The organism is Lichenihabitans sp. PAMC28606 (assembly GCF_020616535.1).
Taxonomy (GTDB): Bacteria; Pseudomonadota; Alphaproteobacteria; order Rhizobiales; family Beijerinckiaceae; genus Lichenihabitans; species Lichenihabitans psoromatis.
This window is the reverse complement of sequence record NZ_CP085136.1, coordinates 2,535,001-2,552,671: the sequence shown is the minus strand read 5'-3', so window position 1 is coordinate 2,552,671 and position 17,671 is coordinate 2,535,001. Positions and strand designations below refer to the sequence as shown.

Sequence of the window (17,671 nt, the reverse complement as noted above, 5' to 3'; positions counted from 1 at the left end):
ATCGACGTCGTCGCTGCCCTTCAGGCTGAACATCATCGCCTTCGTTGGGCCGCCAACCTCTATGCCGCGAGATCGGCCACGACCGCGTCGAGCACCGGAAACCCGTCCTTGGTGACGCGGATGCGGCCGGTCGCTGTCTTCTCGACCATGCCTTCCTCGACCAGCGACGACACGCGCGAGCGATCGAGCGGCCGACCGGCGAGGGTCTCATAGCGCGCCGGGTCGATCCCCTCGACGAGGCGCAGCCCCATCAGCAGGAATTCGTCGGCCTGTTCCTCCGGTGAGAGGGGCTCGTCCGAAATGATGCCGTGACCTTCGCCCTCGACGACGGTGAGCCACATTTCGGGATGCCGCTCCGTCGAATGAGCGCGCCGGCCGTTCGGGGTCAACACACGCCCATGTGCGCCGGGACCGACCCCGGCATATTCGCCATAACGCCAATAAACGAGGTTGTGCCGCGACTCGGCGCCCGGCCGCGCGTGATTGGAGATCTCATAGGCCGGGAGGCCGCGCTTTTCCGTCGTCTCCTGCGTCACGTCCCATAGCGCACGCGAGACGTCCTGATCGGGCATTTGCAACTTGCCGGCCCGGTAGAGCTTCTCGAACATTGTGTCGGGCTCGATCGTCAATTGATAGAGCGAGAGATGTTCGGCGGCGCGATCGATGGCGACGTCGAGTTCGGCCGCCCAAGCGGCAGGCGTCTGGCCCGGTCGCGCATAGATCAGATCGAACGAGAAGCGCGAAAAGATGGACGCCGCGATGCCGACCGCCGCCATGGCTTCGTCGACGCTGTGCAGACGGCCGAGGGCCTTCAGGTCGGGATCGTTCATGGCTTGGACGCCGAGCGACACGCGATTGATCCCCGCAGCCCGATAGCCGCGAAACCGTGTGGCCTCGACGCTGGTCGGATTGGCCTCCAGCGTCACTTCCGTGTTCGGGTCGATCGTCCAATGACCCGCGATGGCGTCGAGGATGCCGGCCACGGTCTCTGGCCGCATCAGCGAGGGGGTACCGCCGCCGAAGAAGATCGATTCCACAACGCGGCCGGGGGTCAACCGGGCGCGATGCGCGAGTTCCGTCTTGAATGCGCTGAGGAACCGCGTTTCGTCGACCGGCACTTGGCGGACATGGCTGTTGAAGTCGCAATAAGGGCACTTCGAGAGGCAGAACGGCCAATGGACGTAGATGCCGAAACCCGATTCGCCGTTTGATGGAAGAACGCTCATGCGCCCTTATGCCATGGAGCCGCCGCTATCGTCACGCCTCGACACGCAATCGTGAATGCGGCGTAAAACATGGCATCACCGGGCGGTAAACAGCTGTGCGGCGAGCAACTGGAACGCCCGCGCCCGATGCGACAGCGCCTGCGAGCCATCGATCGGAATGCCGTGTTTCTGCATCGCCGTCATCTCACCAAAGGTTTTGTCATGGCCGTCGGGTCGGAACATCGGATCATAGCCGAAGCCCAAGATCCCGCGCGGTGGCACCACCGTGCCGAAGACCTTGCCTTCAACGGTCAGGCGTTGACGATCCGGCCATACCACCGACAAGACCGCCACGAAATGAGCGCGGCGTTGCGCGTCGCTCATCAAGCCGCGTTCGGTCAGCATGGCATCGATCCGCGCCATGACGGCCGGGAAATCAGCGGGCTTGCCCGCCCATCGCGCCGAATAGATGCCGGGGTCGCCGCCGAGACCATCGACGCAGAGGCCCGAATCATCAGCCAGAGCCGGCAAGCCCGAGGCGAGAGCGGCCGCCTCCGCCTTGAGTTCGGCATTGGCCACAAAAGTGGTGCCGGTCTCGTCGGGCTCAGGGAGGCCAAGGTCGCCCGCCGAGACGATCTCGATCGCATGCGGCGCGAAAAGATCGCGAAATTCGGCCACCTTGGCGGCATTGTGGGTTGCGAGGACGAGGCGTGTGATCGGGGGCATGAGCGGTCCAAAACAGGCGATGTCGATCACACGGTCTGGCACGAACCGGGCGGTTCAGGAAGCGCTGCCAACACGGAGAACGGCGGTGTGATCGCGATTGGCCGGGGTGCCGCCTTGCCCTAAGAACGACCGGCGAGGACCATCCGAGGAGCGACGAACGATATGGTGCGTGAACCGAACTCCCGGACGGGTGGCCAGATCCTCGTCGACCAATTGCTGGCGCAGGGCGTCGAGCACGTGTTTTGCGTGCCGGGCGAAAGCTATCTCGCGGTGCTCGACGCGTTGCACGACACCTCCATCGCCGTGACCGTGTGCCGCCAGGAGGCGGGTGCCGCCATGATGGCGGATGCGGCGGCCCGCCAGACCGGAAGGCCCGGTGTCGCCATGGTGACGCGTGGACCGGGAGCCACCAATGCGGCCCATGGTGTTCATATCGCTGAGCATGACTCGGTGCCGATGATCCTCTTCATCGGTCAGATCGAGCGCAGCATGCGCGGGCGCGGCGCGTTCCAGGAAATGGATTATCGCGCGTTCTTCGGTTCGACCGCCAAATGGGTGGTCGAGATCGATGATCCCGCCCGCATTCCCGAACTCGTGTCGCGTGCCTTCCATGTCGCCATGCAGGGTCGACCCGGCCCGGTCGTGATCGCCTTGCCGGAGGATATGCTGACCGAGGCCGCCGAGGTCGCCGATGCGCCCCGTGTCGAGCCGGTCTTGTCCTGGCCCGGGCCAACCCAGATGGCGGCGCTGCAACAGATGTTGTGGGCGGCCGAGCGGCCGATGCTCGTTCTCGGCGGCAGCGGCTGGAGCCGCAAGGCCTGCGCGTCGGTGGCGCGTTTCGTCGAGCGCTTCGATCTGCCAGTCGCGACATCGTTTCGGCGTGCCGGATTGTTCGATGCCGACCACGCCAATTATGCCGGCGAGATCGGCATCGGGCCGAACCCGGCGCTAAAAGCGCGGATCGCCGCCGCCGACCTCGTGATCCTGACGGGACGCATGGCCGAAATGCCGTCGCAATCCTACACGCTGTTCGACGTTCCCGTCCCGGCGCAGCGGCTGGTTCATGTCCATCCCGGGGATGCGGAACTCGGCCGCGTCTATCATCCGACGCTTGGCATTCAGGCTTCGCCGCAAACCTTCGCGGCGGCTCTCGAGGGATTACAGCCACCGACCACAATCGGATGGCGCGAGACAGCCAAGCAGGCGCGCGCCGATTATCTGGCTTGGACCGGCCCGGTCCCGCCACAGGGTTCGGGCGTCGACATGGGCGCGATCGTGCGGTCCTTGCGTGAGGTGCTGCCCGACGATGCGATCGTGACCAATGGGGCCGGCAATTACGCCATCTGGGTCGGGCGATTCTTTCGGTTCCGCCGGTTCGGCACGCAATTGGCACCGACGTCGGGCTCGATGGGCTACGGCGTGCCGGCCGCCGTCGCGGCCAAACGGCTGCATCCCGATCGGGTCGTCGTGGCTTTTGCAGGCGACGGCTGCTTCCTGATGAACGGTCAGGAATTCGCGACCGCCGTACAATATGCGGCCGCCATCATCGTGGTTGTGGTCGATAACGGCATGTATGGCACGATCCGCATGCATCAGGAGCGGGACTATCCCGCCCGCGTTACCGCTACGGCGCTGACCAACCCCGATTTCGCGGCTTACGCGCGAGCCTTCGGTGGCCATGGCGAAACCGTCGAGGCCACGGACGACTTTCTGCCGGCCTTCGCGCGGGCGCAGCAATCGGGTCTGCCATCCATCATCCACGTCAAGGTCGATCCCGAGGTCATCACCCCGGCCACGACCCTGTCGGCGATCCGCGACCGTGCCAGGCCATAAAGCCCGTGCGGTCCGGCTTGGATCAATCGGCGCTCGGGTCGTAGTCCATCGCGCCCGGATGGGCGAAGGCGCTGGGTTGATGCACCCAATCGTCGAACGAGGGCGCATAGCGGGGCGCATAGCCGAGCGCGGCCCCGGCCTGCATCCGTCGCGCAGCGATTTGCGCCGCGCGGTTGTGGTGACGCTGTTCGGCCCGCGCGTAGCGGGTGTTCGAGACCGGTGAACCGGTGATCGAAATGCGGGCGCCCTCTGACCGGACGATCTGGTAGAGCAGCGCCGCATTGGCGGGTGCGAGACGAATGCAGCCGTGCGAGGCCGGTGCGCCGAGCGACCCGGTCGCGTAGCTCCCGTGAATCGCATAGCCGCCGCGGAAGAAGATCGAGTGGGGCATCGGCGAGTTATGATATTTATGCGAATAGTGCATGGCTTCGAGCCGCTGCACGCCATAGCTGCCGCGCGGTGTCACAAAGCCGCGCCGCGCCGAGGAAATCGGCCAATCGAAGTCGCCGGCCCCCGAGGAGACGTGCATGGTCTGCGTGGAAAGATCCACCTGGATCCGCGCGGCCTCGGCCTGGCTCGCGACCAAAAAGCCGAACATCACTGTCAGAAATATCGCCACTCTACGCACGGGGGAACCCTCGCCGGTCGCCGGAACTGTCAAGTCCCGGCCATATTCGGGGTCGCGATCGCCCTGTAAATGTCCGAATTTAAGTAAGGTTGACGGGGGTAAAATCCGCCCTCAGCCGCCGGTCCCACGCTGACGGCACGGCCGCGACGCCTCGACATTTACAGAGAACGTGCGACAAAGCCGCATGTCGCTTGATGTCGTCGATTTGCGCAGCTTCTATGCCGCGCCGCTGGGCCGGATCGCTCATCGGTATGTGGCCCGGACGCTGCGCGAGTGGTGGCCCAACACGACCGGCATGGCCGTGATGGGCCTCGGCTATGCGGTCCCCTATCTCGGGCAGTTCCGGGACGAGGCCGTGCGGGTCATCGGGTTGATGCCGGCCGAACAAGGCGTGCTGCATTGGCCCGGCACCGACGTCACCTCCACGGCCCTGGTCGAGCCCGCCTCCCTGCCGCTGCCGGACGGATGCATCGATCGGCTGGTCGTCGTCCACCTTCTCGAAGTGGCGGAACATCCGCGCGAGGTTCTCGACGAGATCTGGCGGGTGCTGGCTCCGGGTGGCCGGATGATCGTGGTGGCGCCGAACCGGCGTGGGTGGTGGGCGCGGGTCGATACGACGCCTTTCGGCTTTGGCCAACCCTTTTCAAAAAGCCAGTTGAACACGTTGTTGCGCGACACCCTTTTTTCGCCGGAACGGTTCGGCGAAGCGCTCTATGTGCCGCCGCTGCGCTTCCGCAGCGTGTGGCGTCTCGCCGCGATGTTCGAAGCCTGCGGCTGCTGGCTTGGCCTGCCCGGCGCGGGCCTACATGTGGTCGAGGCCTCGAAGCAATTATACCGCCCGATCCCGTTGCGGAAAACGGCGAAACGCGGCATCCCCAAACTCGATCCCGTATTGGCGCCGGTCGCCGGTCGTCTCGCGCGTCGTTCACAGCCGTCTGGTCGCGACGGCAGCATTGCGCGTCGCACCGGATCGACTGAGCGGCAGCAGCGATAAGGCAGGAGAGCGGATATGGCCGAGGGTGGATTGATCGGGGTTCTGGCCCAGAGGCTTCGGGCTGGCGATCGGCTCGTCGCGGCCTGGTGCACAGCCGGGGAGCCGAGCCTCGCCGAAGCGTTGATTCGTGCCGGCTACGACACCGCCGTGCTCGACATGCAGCATGGTGCTTTCACAGTGGAGACCGCGATCCGTGGCATCGCACAGGTGGCGCTCGCGGGCGCACCGGCGATCGTGCGGGTGCCGGTCGGCGATTTTGCCACGGCGTCCCGCATGCTGGACGCCGGCGCTGCGGGTGTGATCGCCCCGATGATCAATTCCGTGGCGGATGCCGAGACCTTCGTGTCATTCGCGAAATATCCGCCCGCCGGTGGTCGGAGTTGGGGACCGCACCGTGCCGTGCCGATGACGGGCCTCGATCCGGCCGGCTATTTCAAAGCCGCCAACGCCATCCATCTCGCGATCCCGATGATCGAGACCCGTGCGGCGCTCGACGCGCTGGACGGCATCCTGGCGGTCCCGGGTGTCGATGGCGTGTTCGTCGGCCCGGCAGACCTCTCGGTCGCGTTGAGCAACGGCGGCGGCGTCGATCCGACCAGCCGGGAGGTCGATGCGGCGCTCCGCCACATCGTGACGCGAGCGGAAGCGGCGGGCAAATTCGCGTCGCTCTTCTGTGCCGATGGAGCGCTCGCGAAAACCATGCTGGCGCGCGGCTTCCGGCTCTGCTCCGCGTCGACCGACATGATGCTGCTGCGTCAGGCGGCCGGCCAGGAACTCGGCGCAGCCCGCTAGTCGGACCAAAAGGTCGCGCCTCAGCCGAGAGCGGAGGCCGGAACCAAGCTCTGGCATCCGCATTGTCGATCGGAACAAGACGTGAACGAAGAGGATGTCATGACCGATCACAACCCGAAGCTCGACGAGCACCCCGGCTCCAACACGGTCAAGAACCCCGACGAGTGGACTTCGGGGGAAGATCCGATGACCGGGGCTCAAGCCTCTTACCTCAAGACCTTGTCGGAGGAGGCCAAGGATGGCGAAGGCTATGAAGATGGATTGAGCAAGGCCGAAGCGTCCAAGCGAATCGATGCGCTGAAATCCAAGCTCGGCCGGTAACAGGTCCGCCGTTTAGGGACGTTTTGGGGTCGGAAGCCCAAAGTTCCGCGCCAAAAACAAACCGCCATGTTCGAGCCCGGCGCCATCGATGCCGTGGCCGACACCCAGCGATAAATGCCATTCTGCGGGAATGTTGGCTTTGCCGAGATGATCGGCCGAGTCGAACAAGGCCTCGAGCGGGATCACTTGGTCGGCGTCACCATGAACCAAGAGGATCGGCGGTGTTGCGCCTTTGGTCGTGCGCGCCGTGGCTTCGTCGAGATGCTCCGGGCCGACCAACAAGCCCGAATAGCCGATGATCGAGGCTGGAGCCCGTCGGCGCCTTAGACCGGTATGCAGCGCCATCATGGTGCCTTGGCTGAACCCGACCAGCGCGAGTTTACTGTCGTCGAGCTTGTGTGTTGCAAGTTCGGCGTCGAGAAATGCGTCAAGACCGGGCCGGGCCTTTACGACGCCACGCCAGCGCTCGCCCGGGTCGCGGGACGTCAGGTCGAACCATTGTCGCCCGGTCGGCGACTGAACGCAGCGCTCGGGCGCGTTCGGGGCCACGAAGGCGGCATCGGGCAGCCAGTGCTGCCACTGCCGCCCAATCTCGATGAGGTCGCGCCCATCGGCGCCATACCCGTGCAGGAAGACCACGAGCTGCCGGGCAAGTCCGGATTTAGGGTTGAGCCGAGGGCCGTCGATCGGAAGCGTCATACTGATCCAGTCGCGTAAGAGTCCATTAGAGAGGCGCGAGACTCATGCCGTCGCGTCCCTGTTTTATGATGCGATAATAGGCCCAAAGCACGCGGGCCGCGACGCCGCGATGCGGCCGCCAGCGATCACCGAGCCGGTCGAGTTCCGCCGTGGTCGGACGCGTCTCCAGAGTCAGGGCGACTTTCGCGGCCTCTTGCAAGGCAATATCGCCGGCCGGCCAAGCATCGGGATGACCCAGGCAGAAAAGTAAGAAAATATTGGCGCTCCAGGGCCCGATCCCTTTGACGGCGACGAGCGCCCGGTGCGCCTCCTCGGCCGTCATGCGGCCGAGCGTTGCCAACGGCAATCTGCCGGATGCCACAGCCTCGGCGGCGGCGCGCAGAGCGCGGATCTTGGCGCCGGACAAGCCAACGTTGCGCAGATCCTCGTCGCTGGCGGCGAGCAACTGTGGTGCCTCGAGGGGCACGATTGCGCTCTGGAGCCGCCCGAAGATCGCTTGCGCGCTGGTGGTCGACACCTGTTGCGACACGATGATAAAGGCGAGGCCGACAAAACCCGGTTCACGCAGGCGGAGTGGCGGATGCGCCCCAGCCGCGATCAGCGGGTCGATCACAAGCGGATCGATCGCCCGGAGAGCCGCAAGCCCGCGATCCAATGCCTCCTGGCCGTCGATGACGGGACCGATCCCGTAGGTTGGCGTCGCATGCTTCGCGGGAGACCGCGCGCGTCGACCCGTCCGCCGCGGTTCGGTCGCCGGGTCTCGTGATTCGGCAGCGGGGGGAGCGTGATCGGTTGAGGGCATGGCGACGTCACTGAGAGGTGGTTGGCACCGCACCATAGCTTGCAGAGCCCGACGAGGCACGCCATGATCATGCCCAGGATGACGATCCCGTCCCGCCCTCTCGTTCGCTTCGCGCCCTCGCCGAATGGCTTCCTTCATCTCGGGCATGCCTATTCGGCCTTGCTGAACGCCCGCCTCGCGGCCGCGTCGAGCGGCGATATTCTGCTGCGGATGGAGGATCTCGACACCGAGCGCTGTACGCCCGCTTTCGCGACCGCGATCGAAACCGACCTCGCCTGGCTCGGCCTCGTTTGGACCCAGCCGGTCCGCCACCAGTCGCGACACTTGCCGATTTATGAAGCGGCGCTGGATCGGCTTGCGGCCCGCGACCTCCTCTATCCTTGTTTCTGCAGCCGGGGCGATATCGCAGGCGCGATCGAGGGGCGGACCGGGTGGCCGCTCGATCCCGATGGTTCACCGCTCTATCCCGGCACCTGCCGCCATCTTGATGCGGCCAAAGTGGCGCGCCGTCGCGCCGACCAGCAGCCCTTCTGCCTTCGGCTCGACGGAGCAGCGGCTCGAGAGGCGGTGCGCGACGATCTCGGCTGGACGGAATATCGCGAGGGCAGTGTTCCGTTTGTCCACGTCGCCGCGCCTGAACTTTGGGGCGATGCGGTGCTGCGCCGGAAGGCCATCCCGGCGAGTTATCATCTCGCGGTCGTGGTCGACGACGCTCTGCAAGGCATCACCGACGTGATACGCGGGGAGGATCTGCTGGAGGCGACCGGCCTGCACCGGCTGCTGCAGGAGTTGCTCGGTTTGCCGGCGCCGTCCTATCGCCACCACGCTCTGGTGCGCGACGCCGAGGGTCACAAGCTCTCGAAGAGCCGTGGGTCGCCGAGCCTGCGGGATCTGCGTCAGATGGGTGCTTCGCCGACCGATCTCATCGAGACACTCGGCCTTTCGATCTGACGTCCGCGGCGCTCAACCCGGCGGAAGGGCGGCTTGTGGTCCAGCCCCGGCGGCGGCGCGATCGAGCGCATCGAGGACGAGCGTGGGGGTCAGCAATTCCGGCAGCGGCTCGCCGGTGGGTCGGGCTGGCCCGTAGACCACATCCATGGGAATGCCGTAACGCCCGAAGCCGCGCAGATAGGCCGCGATGGCGGGATCGGGTCGGCTCCAATCGGCGCGCATGCGGACCACATTCCGCTGGTCGATCCTCGTCGCGACCTCGGTGCGATCGAGGGCCGTCAGATCGTTGATCTTGCAGGTGAGGCACCACGTCGCCGTGACGTCGACCAAGACAGTGCGGCCTTCTGCGACGAGACCCGGCAAGGCGGCGGGATCGAAGGCTTGCCACTCCTGCCGCTCCGGCGCCTGCCGCGGCGCCGCCGTGGGCCATGCGGCTGCCGCGAGAGGGGCCAGCACAAGAACGGTCGTGACGGCCGTGATCCAGCTCCGATCGAGACCCGGCCGACGGGCCATGACGGCCCGAAAGAGCAGCAAGGCGATCATCACACCCAAGACTGCGCCAGCAACGCGCCCACCCGCGCTGCTCCAGAGCACGACCAGCAGCCAAGCCGCTGTTCCGAGCAGGAGAAAGCCAAGCGCCGTGCGAAGGCCGACCATCCAGGGTCCCGGTCGCGGAACCCAACGGACCAAGCGAGGGAACGCGGCGATCGCGCCATAGGGGAGCGCCATACCGACCCCGAGGCAAAGAAAGACGGCAAGGATCTCGGTCGGCCCCTGCGCGAGCGCGAAGCCGACAGCGGTGCCCACAAACGGGGCGGAGCATGGTGTTGCCAACAGGGTCGCGAAGGCTCCGGTCAAGAAGGCTTCGACCAGGGGCTGACCGGATCGACGGGATCCGGCGGACGTCATCAGAGCGCTGGGAAGTCCGATCGCCACCCAGTCGAAGAGGCTCGCGGCAAACAGCACCGTCAAGCTCGCCATTCCGGCCAGAAACCAGGGTTGTTGGAACTGGATTCCCCAGCCCAGCGCGGCGCCGGACCATTGCAGTCCGATGAGAACGGCCGCAAGCGCGAGGAATGATACGATGACGCCCAACGCCGTCGCCAGAAGGCTCGATCGCATCGCGCGCCGCCCGGCTCCGGCGTGACGGACGAGGCCCATCAACTTGATCGAGAGTACCGGCAGCACGCAGGGCATCAGGTTGAGGATGAGCCCGCCGAACAGGGCTGATAGCAACGCGGCCCCCCACGAGAGTGTGCGGTTTGGCGTCGACGTGAGGACGTGAGGCTGAGCAGCGTCTTGAGCGGAAGCGAGGGCCACGGACGGAGACGAGAAAAGCCTGACGGGTGCGCCGAAGCTCGTCGCTCGGGTGCCATCCGTTAGCGTGAGGGTGAGGGCGTCGATCGGGGGAGACGTGGGCCCGAGCGCGACCGTCAGGCGTGCGGTCCGGCCGTCGTCGGTCAGGCTGACTTCCGGCGCTGCGGGAAGGCCCGCGCCCGCGCCTTCGACGAAAAGATCGGGACGGCGAAACGGTTCTGCGTTGCTTTTGAGAGTGACGACGAGCGATGCGGCGCCCCCGCTCGCCACGATGCCGGTGTTGACGACCTCGATGCCGGCCGATCCCGGCGCTCCCGGGACCTTGGCGCGCGCCGCGACAAGGAGCGGGGCTTCCGCGGCGCGAGCCTCCGGCCCAGCCGGAAGCGGAAGGCTCAGTTCAGCCTGGAATGGAACACAGACGTTGGAACAGGCCGCGTAACCCACGGAAGCGTGCAGGGTGGCGGCCTCGCCCGGTCGCTCGAGCACAAGCGAGACGGGAAGGATGACATCGCCCTCGTAGACGCTGTTCTGCAACCCCTCCACGACAAGGCGGATCGGCGCCGGCCAGGTGATCTCGCCACGCCTCACATTGTCGGAGGTCGACCAGTCGACGACTGGAGGAAGGCCGGCATCGCCGGGTGTCCGCCAGTAGCCGTGCCAGCCCGGCGCGAAGCGGAACTCCAGCCCTGCCTCGACAGTCGCGCTTTGGCCCACTCGGTCATCGCGCGTGATCAGCCGGACGGCCGCATGAGCGTCGCCGACCCACGGGGTCGAGGCCGCACGGGCGGCCGTTGCCGCAAGCAGGAGCGTCATTACGGCGAGACCGGCGCGGAGCAGGGCGGCGGATGGGCGAAGCCGGGTCGTCATCACGGTTGCGCCGCCGCTTACGATGCGTCGCCGAGCCGCGTCGCTCCGACGATCCGACCGTCGGGCGCCTCCAAAATCACCGCGACGTCCTGGCCGACCGGCAACGCCGCGTTAAAGGTCGCCGGTGCGCCAGACCATTGGCCGACGGGGCGGATCGACCGGACAATGTTGGATTCCGTGAGGGTCCGCCCGGTGTTTTCGCCGCGCCCGACTGCGGTGCGATGCTCGGTATCGAAGCCAATCAGCAGCAGGCGACCCGTTCCGCTGCCGGCGCCGACCGCGATCGAGAGCTGTCCATCCTGGCGACTGACGCTGACCGACGCCGCCGTTCGGTTCTGCCGCGCCTCGCGAATGGCCGCTCCAACGGCGCCGCGTTCCGAGCCGACGAAACCATGTGCGCCATCGACGACCATTTCAGGCGTGTAGGAGCCGTCTCCGAACCGGCTTCCATACCGAGCTTGGCGCTGCGTGGCGGCATCCAGCGAAAAGGGATCGCGCCATCCAAGGCCGTTCCAGTAGGTGACGTGGAACGCGAGGGGAAGAACGTCTCGACCGGCATGCGACAGGTCGGTCAAATAAGCATCCGCCGGAGGGCAGGAGGAGCATCCCTCCGAGGTGAATAATTCGACCACCACGGGTCGTTCGGCCGCCAAGGCGGCGGCGGGCAGCAGAAGGAGAGCGAAACCGGAGGCGAAGAGACGCGACAGCATGGCGATACTCCAAGGTTCGGCGACATGGGGTTGAGAACGACTCGAGGGGCCGGCGATATTGGGGCGGACTATCGCGGGTTACAGTCGCCGGCAATCATTATTCGCTCGGCCACGGCGCCCGGTTACTCACCACCGAAGCCGTAACGCTCATCTCGCAAGCGCCGCCTAATCGGCCGCTTCAGTTCGAGGCGCGTTTCTGGCTGGTCTGGATGGCGGTCGGGGCGCTGGCGATCAACGCATCGATCCGATCATGCTCGCGCTTGAAGTCCGGAAGCAGGCGAGCCGACACCGACTGGGTCCGGTCGAGTTTCACCCGCATCGGATCGACAAAGTGACCATTGACGATCACCTCGTAGTGAAGATGCGGGCCTGTCGCGAGCCCGGTCTGCCCGAGGTAGCCGATCACCTGACCCTGGCGGACCTTCACGCCGTCGGTAATGCCGCGGGCGAAGCCCACCATATGCGAATAGGTCGTGATGTAGCCGTTGGCGTGCTGGATCTCGACATGGTTGCCATAGCTCGACGAGCGCTCGGCTTTCAGCACCGTGCCGCTACCGGCTGCCAGGATCGGCGTTCCGACCGGCGCGGCCCAGTCGACACCGGTATGGGGTCGCGTATAGCCCAGCACCGGATGGAACCGCACGCCGAACCCGGACGTGAAGATGCCGGTCGGCACCGGCTTGCGGATCAGGAACTTCCGGATCGACCGGCCGGCATCGTCGTAATAATCCGGGGTCGGATCGTCGGGCGATTGATACCGATAATAGCGGAAGATGTCGTCGCGAACCGTCAGCGAGGCAAAGAGCAGATCTTGGCGTCCGTCGCCGTCGTCGCCGTTCGAATAGAAAGCGTCGAAGCTATCGCCCCCCTCTACGGCCTGCTGAAAGTCGACATCGTTGGAGAAGATACGGATCATCTGCTCGATGATCGGCAGGGGAATCTGCTGTTTGAGCGCCGTTTGATAGATGCTGTCGTAGAGCCGCATCCCGCCGCTGTCGCCCGGTTCATCATTGCTGGCCTGTGCCGCTGCCGGTTGGCGCGGCGCTGCAGCCTCGACCTTGACGTAATGTCCGGCATCGTCGAGCGCGATCGTAGTCTCGAGCGTCTCGTCGAGATAGACCGAGACACGCGCGATTTGCTTGGACGCTTGTTGGCCATCGACGCTCGCCAGCAGCAACCGCACCCGGCGTCCCTCGCCGACCGGCGGCTCGCCGCGCTTGGCCCCGAACGCATCAACGATGGCGCGGACCTGGTCGCGGGTGGCTCCATTGGCTCTCAGAACGTCGTCGATCGTATCGCCATGATGCAGCACGACGAGCCGCTCCTCGGACTGGAAGGCATCATGCGGTGTTTCGGATCGATGCATCACGGTGACGTTTTCGGGCACCATCCTGACCTCGATCGACGAGAAGGGGCTGCCCAGCGTGTTGGCATTCGCATAGGCCAATCCGCCGGTCGGGTCGCTTCCGGCGCGGCTGGTCCGCATCAGCAGCAATTGCGGCGGGAGCGGGATCGGCGGACGATTACCGGCGGCCGACGCGGCCTTCGCTTGCTGGTCGACCTGGGAGACGACCTCGGCGAGCGACAACGCACCGGAAAAGAGGTTTGGGTCGGCATCGCTAATGTCGTGGGTCACGAACGAGACCTCGGCCGCATCGAGGACGGGACCAGGATCGGCGGGCGCATCCGGGGCGTTCGGGGCATCGACTGACAGCAGCTTCAGCGGGTTGAACGGGGGGACCTCATCGGCCAGATCGGTCGGGGTCGTCGTCAGGGTTGTGGCCACGTGGGTGTAGCCACGCAGCTTGATGATCTGTTTGTCGCCGATGTTGACGGTGGTGGGCGCTCGGAACGTCTGCTTCTCGGCCACGATATCGACCGTCTTCAGCAGGCGATCGCCACGCCGAAGTCCCGTCGTCGCGTCGTCGGCTGAAGCTTTGGCGGTCAACGAGGCGAATTCCGGCGGTCGCGCGAAGGTGGCTTGCCGGTCGAGCGCGGCATAAATGGCGGTTCCGATCAGCAACGACCCTGCGAGACCGGTCAGGATCGTGGCCGCGAGCCAGCGTTTGGAAATGGAACGCCGCTCGTGTCGCAGCGTCCGGCGGCCGAGAGCCTCGATGGGCGGGTCGACGCCGAGATCGAGGGCCGGATAAGCAAAGGAGTGACGATACGATGTGCCGGCGTCCTCCCCCACGTCGTGTTCCTTGATTAAACGCAACCGATCGTCCGACGTTCACGAGCGCAACGATGCGGTCGCGTCACGTTTGGAGCCATCATGTCCTATGCGGTCCGCGCGGCGTGGTAAACCTCGACGGCCTGCGGGGTGCTCGGTGCATCCCGACACCGGCGCAAGAATGCAGCTCAGAAGCCAGGGTAAGATGGCCCAAATGTGATGTGACGAGGCGAGACGCCGAGGGGCGTCCCGGGTCCTCCTGTCTGTCATTTTTATGTGATTTAGGGAGTTGACGAGCTGAGTTGGGTTGGCCTATATACGGGTCATCGACGGCGGGGCCAACGAGGTTTGGTTCTGCGGCGGCGATGATCCATCTTCTGCATTCTTTTGTGGGGGTATCGACCGGGTAGGGCCCTGGGGTGTTGGATTTTGTCGTTTGGGTATTTTGGTCTGTTGGCTGGGGTACTTTTCGTCTTGAGTTTCGCTGTTTGACATTTGAATCGGAAGAAAGAGAAACGTAGGCGGCGTCTGATATCCTTGCGGATCGAGCAATCGATCGAATGGGATAATCTGGCGGTCTACGTTACATCTGGGTTTCTTAGGATCTGGCTTAGTTTTGCTAAGGTTGGGTTGTGAGAGATCTGGGTTACTCGTCAAGAGAGACCTCTGTGAAGGGGTGTAATGATGACTTAGCCGGAGCAAATTCTCGATGGTTTCTTTATTGAAGCCTACAACTTGAGAGTTTGATCCTGGCTCAGAACGAACGCTGGCGGCAGGCTTAACACATGCAAGTCGAACGCACCGCAAGGTGAGTGGCAGACGGGTGAGTAACACGTGGGAACATACCCTTCGGTTCGGAATAACTTGGGGAAACTTAAGCTAATACCGAATACGGCCTGAGGGCGAATGATTTATCGCCGAAGGAATGGCCCGCGTCCGATTAGCTAGTTGGTGTTGGTAACGGCTCACCAAGGCGACGATCGGTAGCTGGTCTGAGAGGATGACCAGCCACATTGGGACTGAGACACGGCCCAAACTCCTACGGGAGGCAGCAGTGGGGAATATTGGACAATGGGCGCAAGCCTGATCCAGCCATGCCGCGTGAGTGATGAAGGCCTTAGGGTTGTAAAGCTCTTTCGCACGCGACGATAATGACGGTAGCGTGAGAAGAAGCCCCGGCTAACTTCGTGCCAGCAGCCGCGGTAATACGAAGGGGGCTAGCGTTGTTCGGATTAACTGGGCGTAAAGGGCGCGTAGGCGGGTTTTTAAGTCAGAGGTGAAATCCCAAGGCTCAACCTTGGAACTGCCTTTGATACTGGAAGTCTTGAGTCCGGGAGAGGTGAGTGGAACTGCGAGTGTAGAGGTGAAATTCGTAGATATTCGCAAGAACACCAGTGGCGAAGGCGGCTCACTGGCCCGGTACTGACGCTGAGGCGCGAAAGCGTGGGGAGCAAACAGGATTAGATACCCTGGTAGTCCACGCCTTAAACGATGGGTGCTAGCCGTTAGGCTGCTTGCAGCTTAGTGGCGCAGTTAACACTTTAAGCACCCCGCCTGGGGAGTACGGTCGCAAGATTAAAACTCAAAGGAATTGACGGGGGCCCGCACAAGCGGTGGAGCATGTGGTTTAATTCGAAGCAACGCGCAGAACCTTACCAGCTTTTGACATGTCCAGTATGGTTTTCAGAGATGAGATCCTTCCCGCAAGGGGCTGGAACACAGGTGCTGCATGGCTGTCGTCAGCTCGTGTCGTGAGATGTTGGGTTAAGTCCCGCAACGAGCGCAACCCACGTCCTTAGTTGCCATCATTCAGTTGGGCACTCTAGGGAGACTGCCGGTGATAAGCCGAGAGGAAGGTGTGGATGACGTCAAGTCCTCATGGCCCTTACAGGCTGGGCTACACACGTGCTACAATGGCGGTGACAATGGGATGCTACGGGGCGACCCCGCGCAAATCTCAAAAAGCCGTCTCAGTTCGGATTGCACTCTGCAACTCGAGTGCATGAAGTTGGAATCGCTAGTAATCGTGGATCAGCACGCCACGGTGAATACGTTCCCGGGCCTTGTACACACCGCCCGTCACACCATGGGAGTTGGTTTTACCCGAAGGCGTTTCGCTAACCGCAAGGGGGCAGGCGACCACGGTAGGGTCAGCGACTGGGGTGAAGTCGTAACAAGGTAGCCGTAGGGGAACCTGCGGCTGGATCACCTCCTTTCTAAGGATGGCTGTTCAGACGATCCTGGTTTTCGGACCGGGTGGCGCTCTTCGGCTGTTTTAGAATCAACGACCAGTCATGGTCGGCAATGCGGGATGTCGGCGCCGTCTAACGTTTCTCTTTCTTCCATTGATATGCGGGACCGCTGGTCCGGTTTGAGGCCTCTGTCGCAAGGGAGGGTGTTTCGCTGGGGTGGCGGGGATCAGGTTCGGGCTTGTAGCTCAGTTGGTTAGAGCGCGCGCTTGATAAGCGTGAGGTCGGAAGTTCAAGTCTTCCCAGGCCCACCATGTTGACGTTGAGGCCGGGCGGTTTGGCTGTTGGCTTTGATGGAACGGAACGGGGCCTTAGCTCAGCTGGGAGAGCGCCTGCTTTGCAAGCAGGATGTCGTCGGTTCGATCCCGTCAGGCTCCACCATTCGCTTTGGCGGCCCGTTGGGGTGGGCCGAGGCTGAGCGATCCGCATATCGGAAAAAGTTTTGCTTGGAGCGTGATCCTTTGGGGTCTGCTGCAGGCGGGTTGTTTAACATTGTGAAGAGGGAATGCATCCGAACGTTCGGGGCGCATGCTGATCGTGGTGGGGTTTTGACCCTGGGCGAGAGGCGGATATGCGTGTCGAACCGACGGCCTTTGGGCCGTGTCCTATCAGCTTGACCGCAGGTGGGGATGTTGGATGTGTTTGAAGCAAAAAATGGTCTTTAAAGACGGATCGATGCTTTGACGGGGTTGGTGGATCGTCCGCAAGGATGGATTGGCCGATCTGGTGACGCATGCGTGTTGTGAGGGGTCTGCCGAGGCTCTGTTCGTGACGGCTCTTGAGTGAGCGACGCTGTAACCCACGCGATAAACAGCTGTGCTTTGGCGCAGGCGGGGTGAGCATTGATAATGAGAGCGATCAAGTGCCTTAAGGGTATCTGGTGGATGCCTTGGCGCTGAGAGGCGATGAAGGACGTGGTACGCTGCGATAAGGTTTGGGGAGCCGCGAACGGGCTTTGATCCAGACATGTCCGAATGGGGAAACCCACCTTCGACCTTGTAACTCTAAGCTGTTGTCTGATCCTGCGAGGGGTTGGGCAAGGTTTGGAATTGCAAGGTCACATGAGGGTATTTGTGTCTGAATAGATAGGACACAAAAGCTAACCCGGGGAACTGAAACATCTAAGTACCCGGAGGAAAGGACATCAACGAGACTCCGTTAGTAGTGGCGAGCGAACGCGGACCAGGCCAGTGCTTTGTGATGATTGAGCAGAACCGGTTGGAAAACCGGGCCATAGTCGGGTGATAGCCCCGTATGCGGAAGAGAGTCACGGAGCCATGAGTAGGGCGGGACACGTGAAATCCTGTCTGAACGTAGGGGGACCACCCTCTAAGCCTAAGTACTCCTCAGCGACCGATAGCGAACAAGTACCGTGAGGGAAAGGTGAAAAGCACCCCGACGAGG

At 63.7% G+C, this 17,671-nt stretch carries 13 protein-coding genes, 2 tRNA genes and 2 rRNA genes (1 of these 17 cut by a window edge); 9 read left to right on the top strand and 8 right to left on the bottom strand.

Annotated elements, in window-relative coordinates:
- Positions 1-59: 59 nt before the first annotated feature.
- Entirely contained in the window at positions 60-1,226 is a 1,167-nt protein-coding gene (hemW, locus tag LGH83_RS12045) for a radical SAM family heme chaperone HemW (protein WP_227398875.1), read from the bottom strand.
- 75 nt (positions 1,227-1,301) lie between these two features.
- On the bottom strand, positions 1,302-1,931 hold the full coding sequence (locus tag LGH83_RS12040; RefSeq protein WP_227398874.1) for a non-canonical purine NTP pyrophosphatase: 630 nt from the start codon (positions 1,929-1,931) through the stop codon (positions 1,302-1,304).
- Between the two features lie 162 nt (positions 1,932-2,093).
- On the opposite strand from LGH83_RS12040, the gene LGH83_RS12035 reads away from it, so the two are divergent.
- Positions 2,094-3,764 carry a thiamine pyrophosphate-binding protein gene (locus LGH83_RS12035; RefSeq protein WP_413771042.1) on the top strand — a complete coding sequence of 557 codons (1,671 nt, stop codon included), beginning with the start codon at positions 2,094-2,096 and terminating at the stop codon, positions 3,762-3,764.
- A 22-nt stretch (positions 3,765-3,786) separates the two neighbouring features.
- On the opposite strand, the gene LGH83_RS12030 is transcribed toward LGH83_RS12035, so the two are convergent.
- Entirely contained in the window at positions 3,787-4,383 is a 597-nt protein-coding gene (locus LGH83_RS12030; RefSeq protein WP_319799543.1) for a L,D-transpeptidase, read from the bottom strand.
- A 193-nt stretch (positions 4,384-4,576) separates the two neighbouring features.
- Here LGH83_RS12030 and LGH83_RS12025 point away from each other — a divergent pair, with 193 nt between their 5' ends.
- The 3 genes from LGH83_RS12025 (at position 4,577) to LGH83_RS12015 (ending at position 6,499) form a co-directional block, all read left to right on the top strand.
- Entirely contained in the window at positions 4,577-5,386 is an 810-nt protein-coding gene (locus LGH83_RS12025) for a class I SAM-dependent methyltransferase (protein ID WP_227398873.1), read from the top strand.
- A 15-nt stretch (positions 5,387-5,401) separates the two neighbouring features.
- A complete protein-coding gene (locus LGH83_RS12020; RefSeq protein WP_227398872.1) occupies positions 5,402-6,178 on the top strand; it encodes an HpcH/HpaI aldolase family protein in 777 nt (258 codons plus the stop codon).
- A 99-nt stretch (positions 6,179-6,277) separates the two neighbouring features.
- Entirely contained in the window at positions 6,278-6,499 is a 222-nt protein-coding gene (locus tag LGH83_RS12015) for a DUF3072 domain-containing protein (protein WP_131114192.1), read from the top strand.
- 12 nt (positions 6,500-6,511) lie between these two features.
- Here the strand turns inward: LGH83_RS12015 and LGH83_RS12010 are convergent, their stop codons facing one another.
- A complete protein-coding gene (locus LGH83_RS12010; protein WP_227398871.1) occupies positions 6,512-7,198 on the bottom strand; it encodes an alpha/beta hydrolase in 687 nt (228 codons plus the stop codon).
- A gap of 25 nt (positions 7,199-7,223) precedes the next feature.
- Positions 7,224-8,000: a DNA-3-methyladenine glycosylase family protein gene (locus LGH83_RS12005; RefSeq protein WP_227398870.1), complete on the bottom strand. Its 777-nt coding sequence runs from the start codon at positions 7,998-8,000 to the stop codon at positions 7,224-7,226.
- 63 nt (positions 8,001-8,063) lie between these two features.
- On the opposite strand from LGH83_RS12005, the gene gluQRS reads away from it, so the two are divergent.
- Positions 8,064-8,951 (top strand): tRNA glutamyl-Q(34) synthetase GluQRS, encoded by an 888-nt coding sequence (gene gluQRS, locus LGH83_RS12000; protein ID WP_227398869.1) that lies wholly within the window; start codon positions 8,064-8,066, stop codon positions 8,949-8,951.
- A gap of 12 nt (positions 8,952-8,963) precedes the next feature.
- Here gluQRS and LGH83_RS11995 read toward each other — a convergent pair whose 3' ends face one another.
- The 3 genes from LGH83_RS11995 to LGH83_RS11985 all read right to left on the bottom strand — a co-directional run bounded on the left by LGH83_RS11995 (position 8,964) and on the right by LGH83_RS11985 (position 14,039).
- The gene (locus LGH83_RS11995; protein ID WP_227398868.1) at positions 8,964-11,135 is read right to left on the bottom strand and encodes a protein-disulfide reductase DsbD family protein; all 2,172 of its coding nucleotides are present in this window, start codon (positions 11,133-11,135) and stop codon (positions 8,964-8,966) included.
- A gap of 17 nt (positions 11,136-11,152) precedes the next feature.
- The gene (locus LGH83_RS11990) at positions 11,153-11,845 is read right to left on the bottom strand and encodes a DUF1223 domain-containing protein (RefSeq protein ID WP_227398867.1); all 693 of its coding nucleotides are present in this window, start codon (positions 11,843-11,845) and stop codon (positions 11,153-11,155) included.
- A gap of 178 nt (positions 11,846-12,023) precedes the next feature.
- Entirely contained in the window at positions 12,024-14,039 is a 2,016-nt protein-coding gene (locus tag LGH83_RS11985; protein WP_227398866.1) for a M23 family metallopeptidase, read from the bottom strand.
- Between the two features lie 710 nt (positions 14,040-14,749).
- On the opposite strand from LGH83_RS11985, the gene LGH83_RS11980 reads away from it, so the two are divergent.
- The 4 genes from LGH83_RS11980 to LGH83_RS11965 all read left to right on the top strand — a co-directional run.
- Positions 14,750-16,234: ribosomal RNA gene (locus LGH83_RS11980) — 16S ribosomal RNA — on the top strand.
- 210 nt (positions 16,235-16,444) lie between these two features.
- Positions 16,445-16,521 (top strand) — tRNA-Ile (locus LGH83_RS11975).
- Positions 16,522-16,572: 51 nt separating this feature from the next.
- Positions 16,573-16,648: transfer RNA gene (locus LGH83_RS11970), tRNA-Ala, on the top strand.
- Positions 16,649-17,123: 475 nt separating this feature from the next.
- Positions 17,124-17,671, top strand: a 23S ribosomal RNA gene (locus tag LGH83_RS11965); it runs 2,270 nt beyond the window's last position.
- The 16S and 23S rRNA genes sit together here with 2 tRNA genes alongside, the layout of an rRNA operon.

Excerpts from the sequence above, each read along its gene's own strand:
- LGH83_RS12035 (WP_413771042.1), top strand. The coding sequence starts at position 2,094 with ATGGTGCGTGAACCGAACTCCCGGACGGGTGGCCAGATCCTCGTCGAC.
- LGH83_RS12025 (WP_227398873.1), top strand. The coding sequence starts at position 4,577 with ATGTCGCTTGATGTCGTCGATTTGCGCAGCTTCTATGCCGCGCCGCTG.
- hemW (WP_227398875.1), bottom strand. The coding sequence starts at position 1,226 with ATGAGCGTTCTTCCATCAAACGGCGAATCGGGTTTCGGCATCTACGTC.
- LGH83_RS12005 (WP_227398870.1), bottom strand. The coding sequence starts at position 8,000 with ATGCCCTCAACCGATCACGCTCCCCCCGCTGCCGAATCACGAGACCCG.
- LGH83_RS12040 (WP_227398874.1), bottom strand. The coding sequence starts at position 1,931 with ATGCCCCCGATCACACGCCTCGTCCTCGCAACCCACAATGCCGCCAAG.
- LGH83_RS12020 (WP_227398872.1), top strand. The coding sequence starts at position 5,402 with ATGGCCGAGGGTGGATTGATCGGGGTTCTGGCCCAGAGGCTTCGGGCT.
- LGH83_RS11995 (WP_227398868.1), bottom strand. The coding sequence starts at position 11,135 with ATGACGACCCGGCTTCGCCCATCCGCCGCCCTGCTCCGCGCCGGTCTC.
- LGH83_RS12010 (WP_227398871.1), bottom strand. The coding sequence starts at position 7,198 with ATGACGCTTCCGATCGACGGCCCTCGGCTCAACCCTAAATCCGGACTT.
- LGH83_RS12015 (WP_131114192.1), top strand. The coding sequence starts at position 6,278 with ATGACCGATCACAACCCGAAGCTCGACGAGCACCCCGGCTCCAACACG.
- gluQRS (WP_227398869.1), top strand. The coding sequence starts at position 8,064 with ATGATCATGCCCAGGATGACGATCCCGTCCCGCCCTCTCGTTCGCTTC.
- LGH83_RS11990 (WP_227398867.1), bottom strand. The coding sequence starts at position 11,845 with ATGCTGTCGCGTCTCTTCGCCTCCGGTTTCGCTCTCCTTCTGCTGCCC.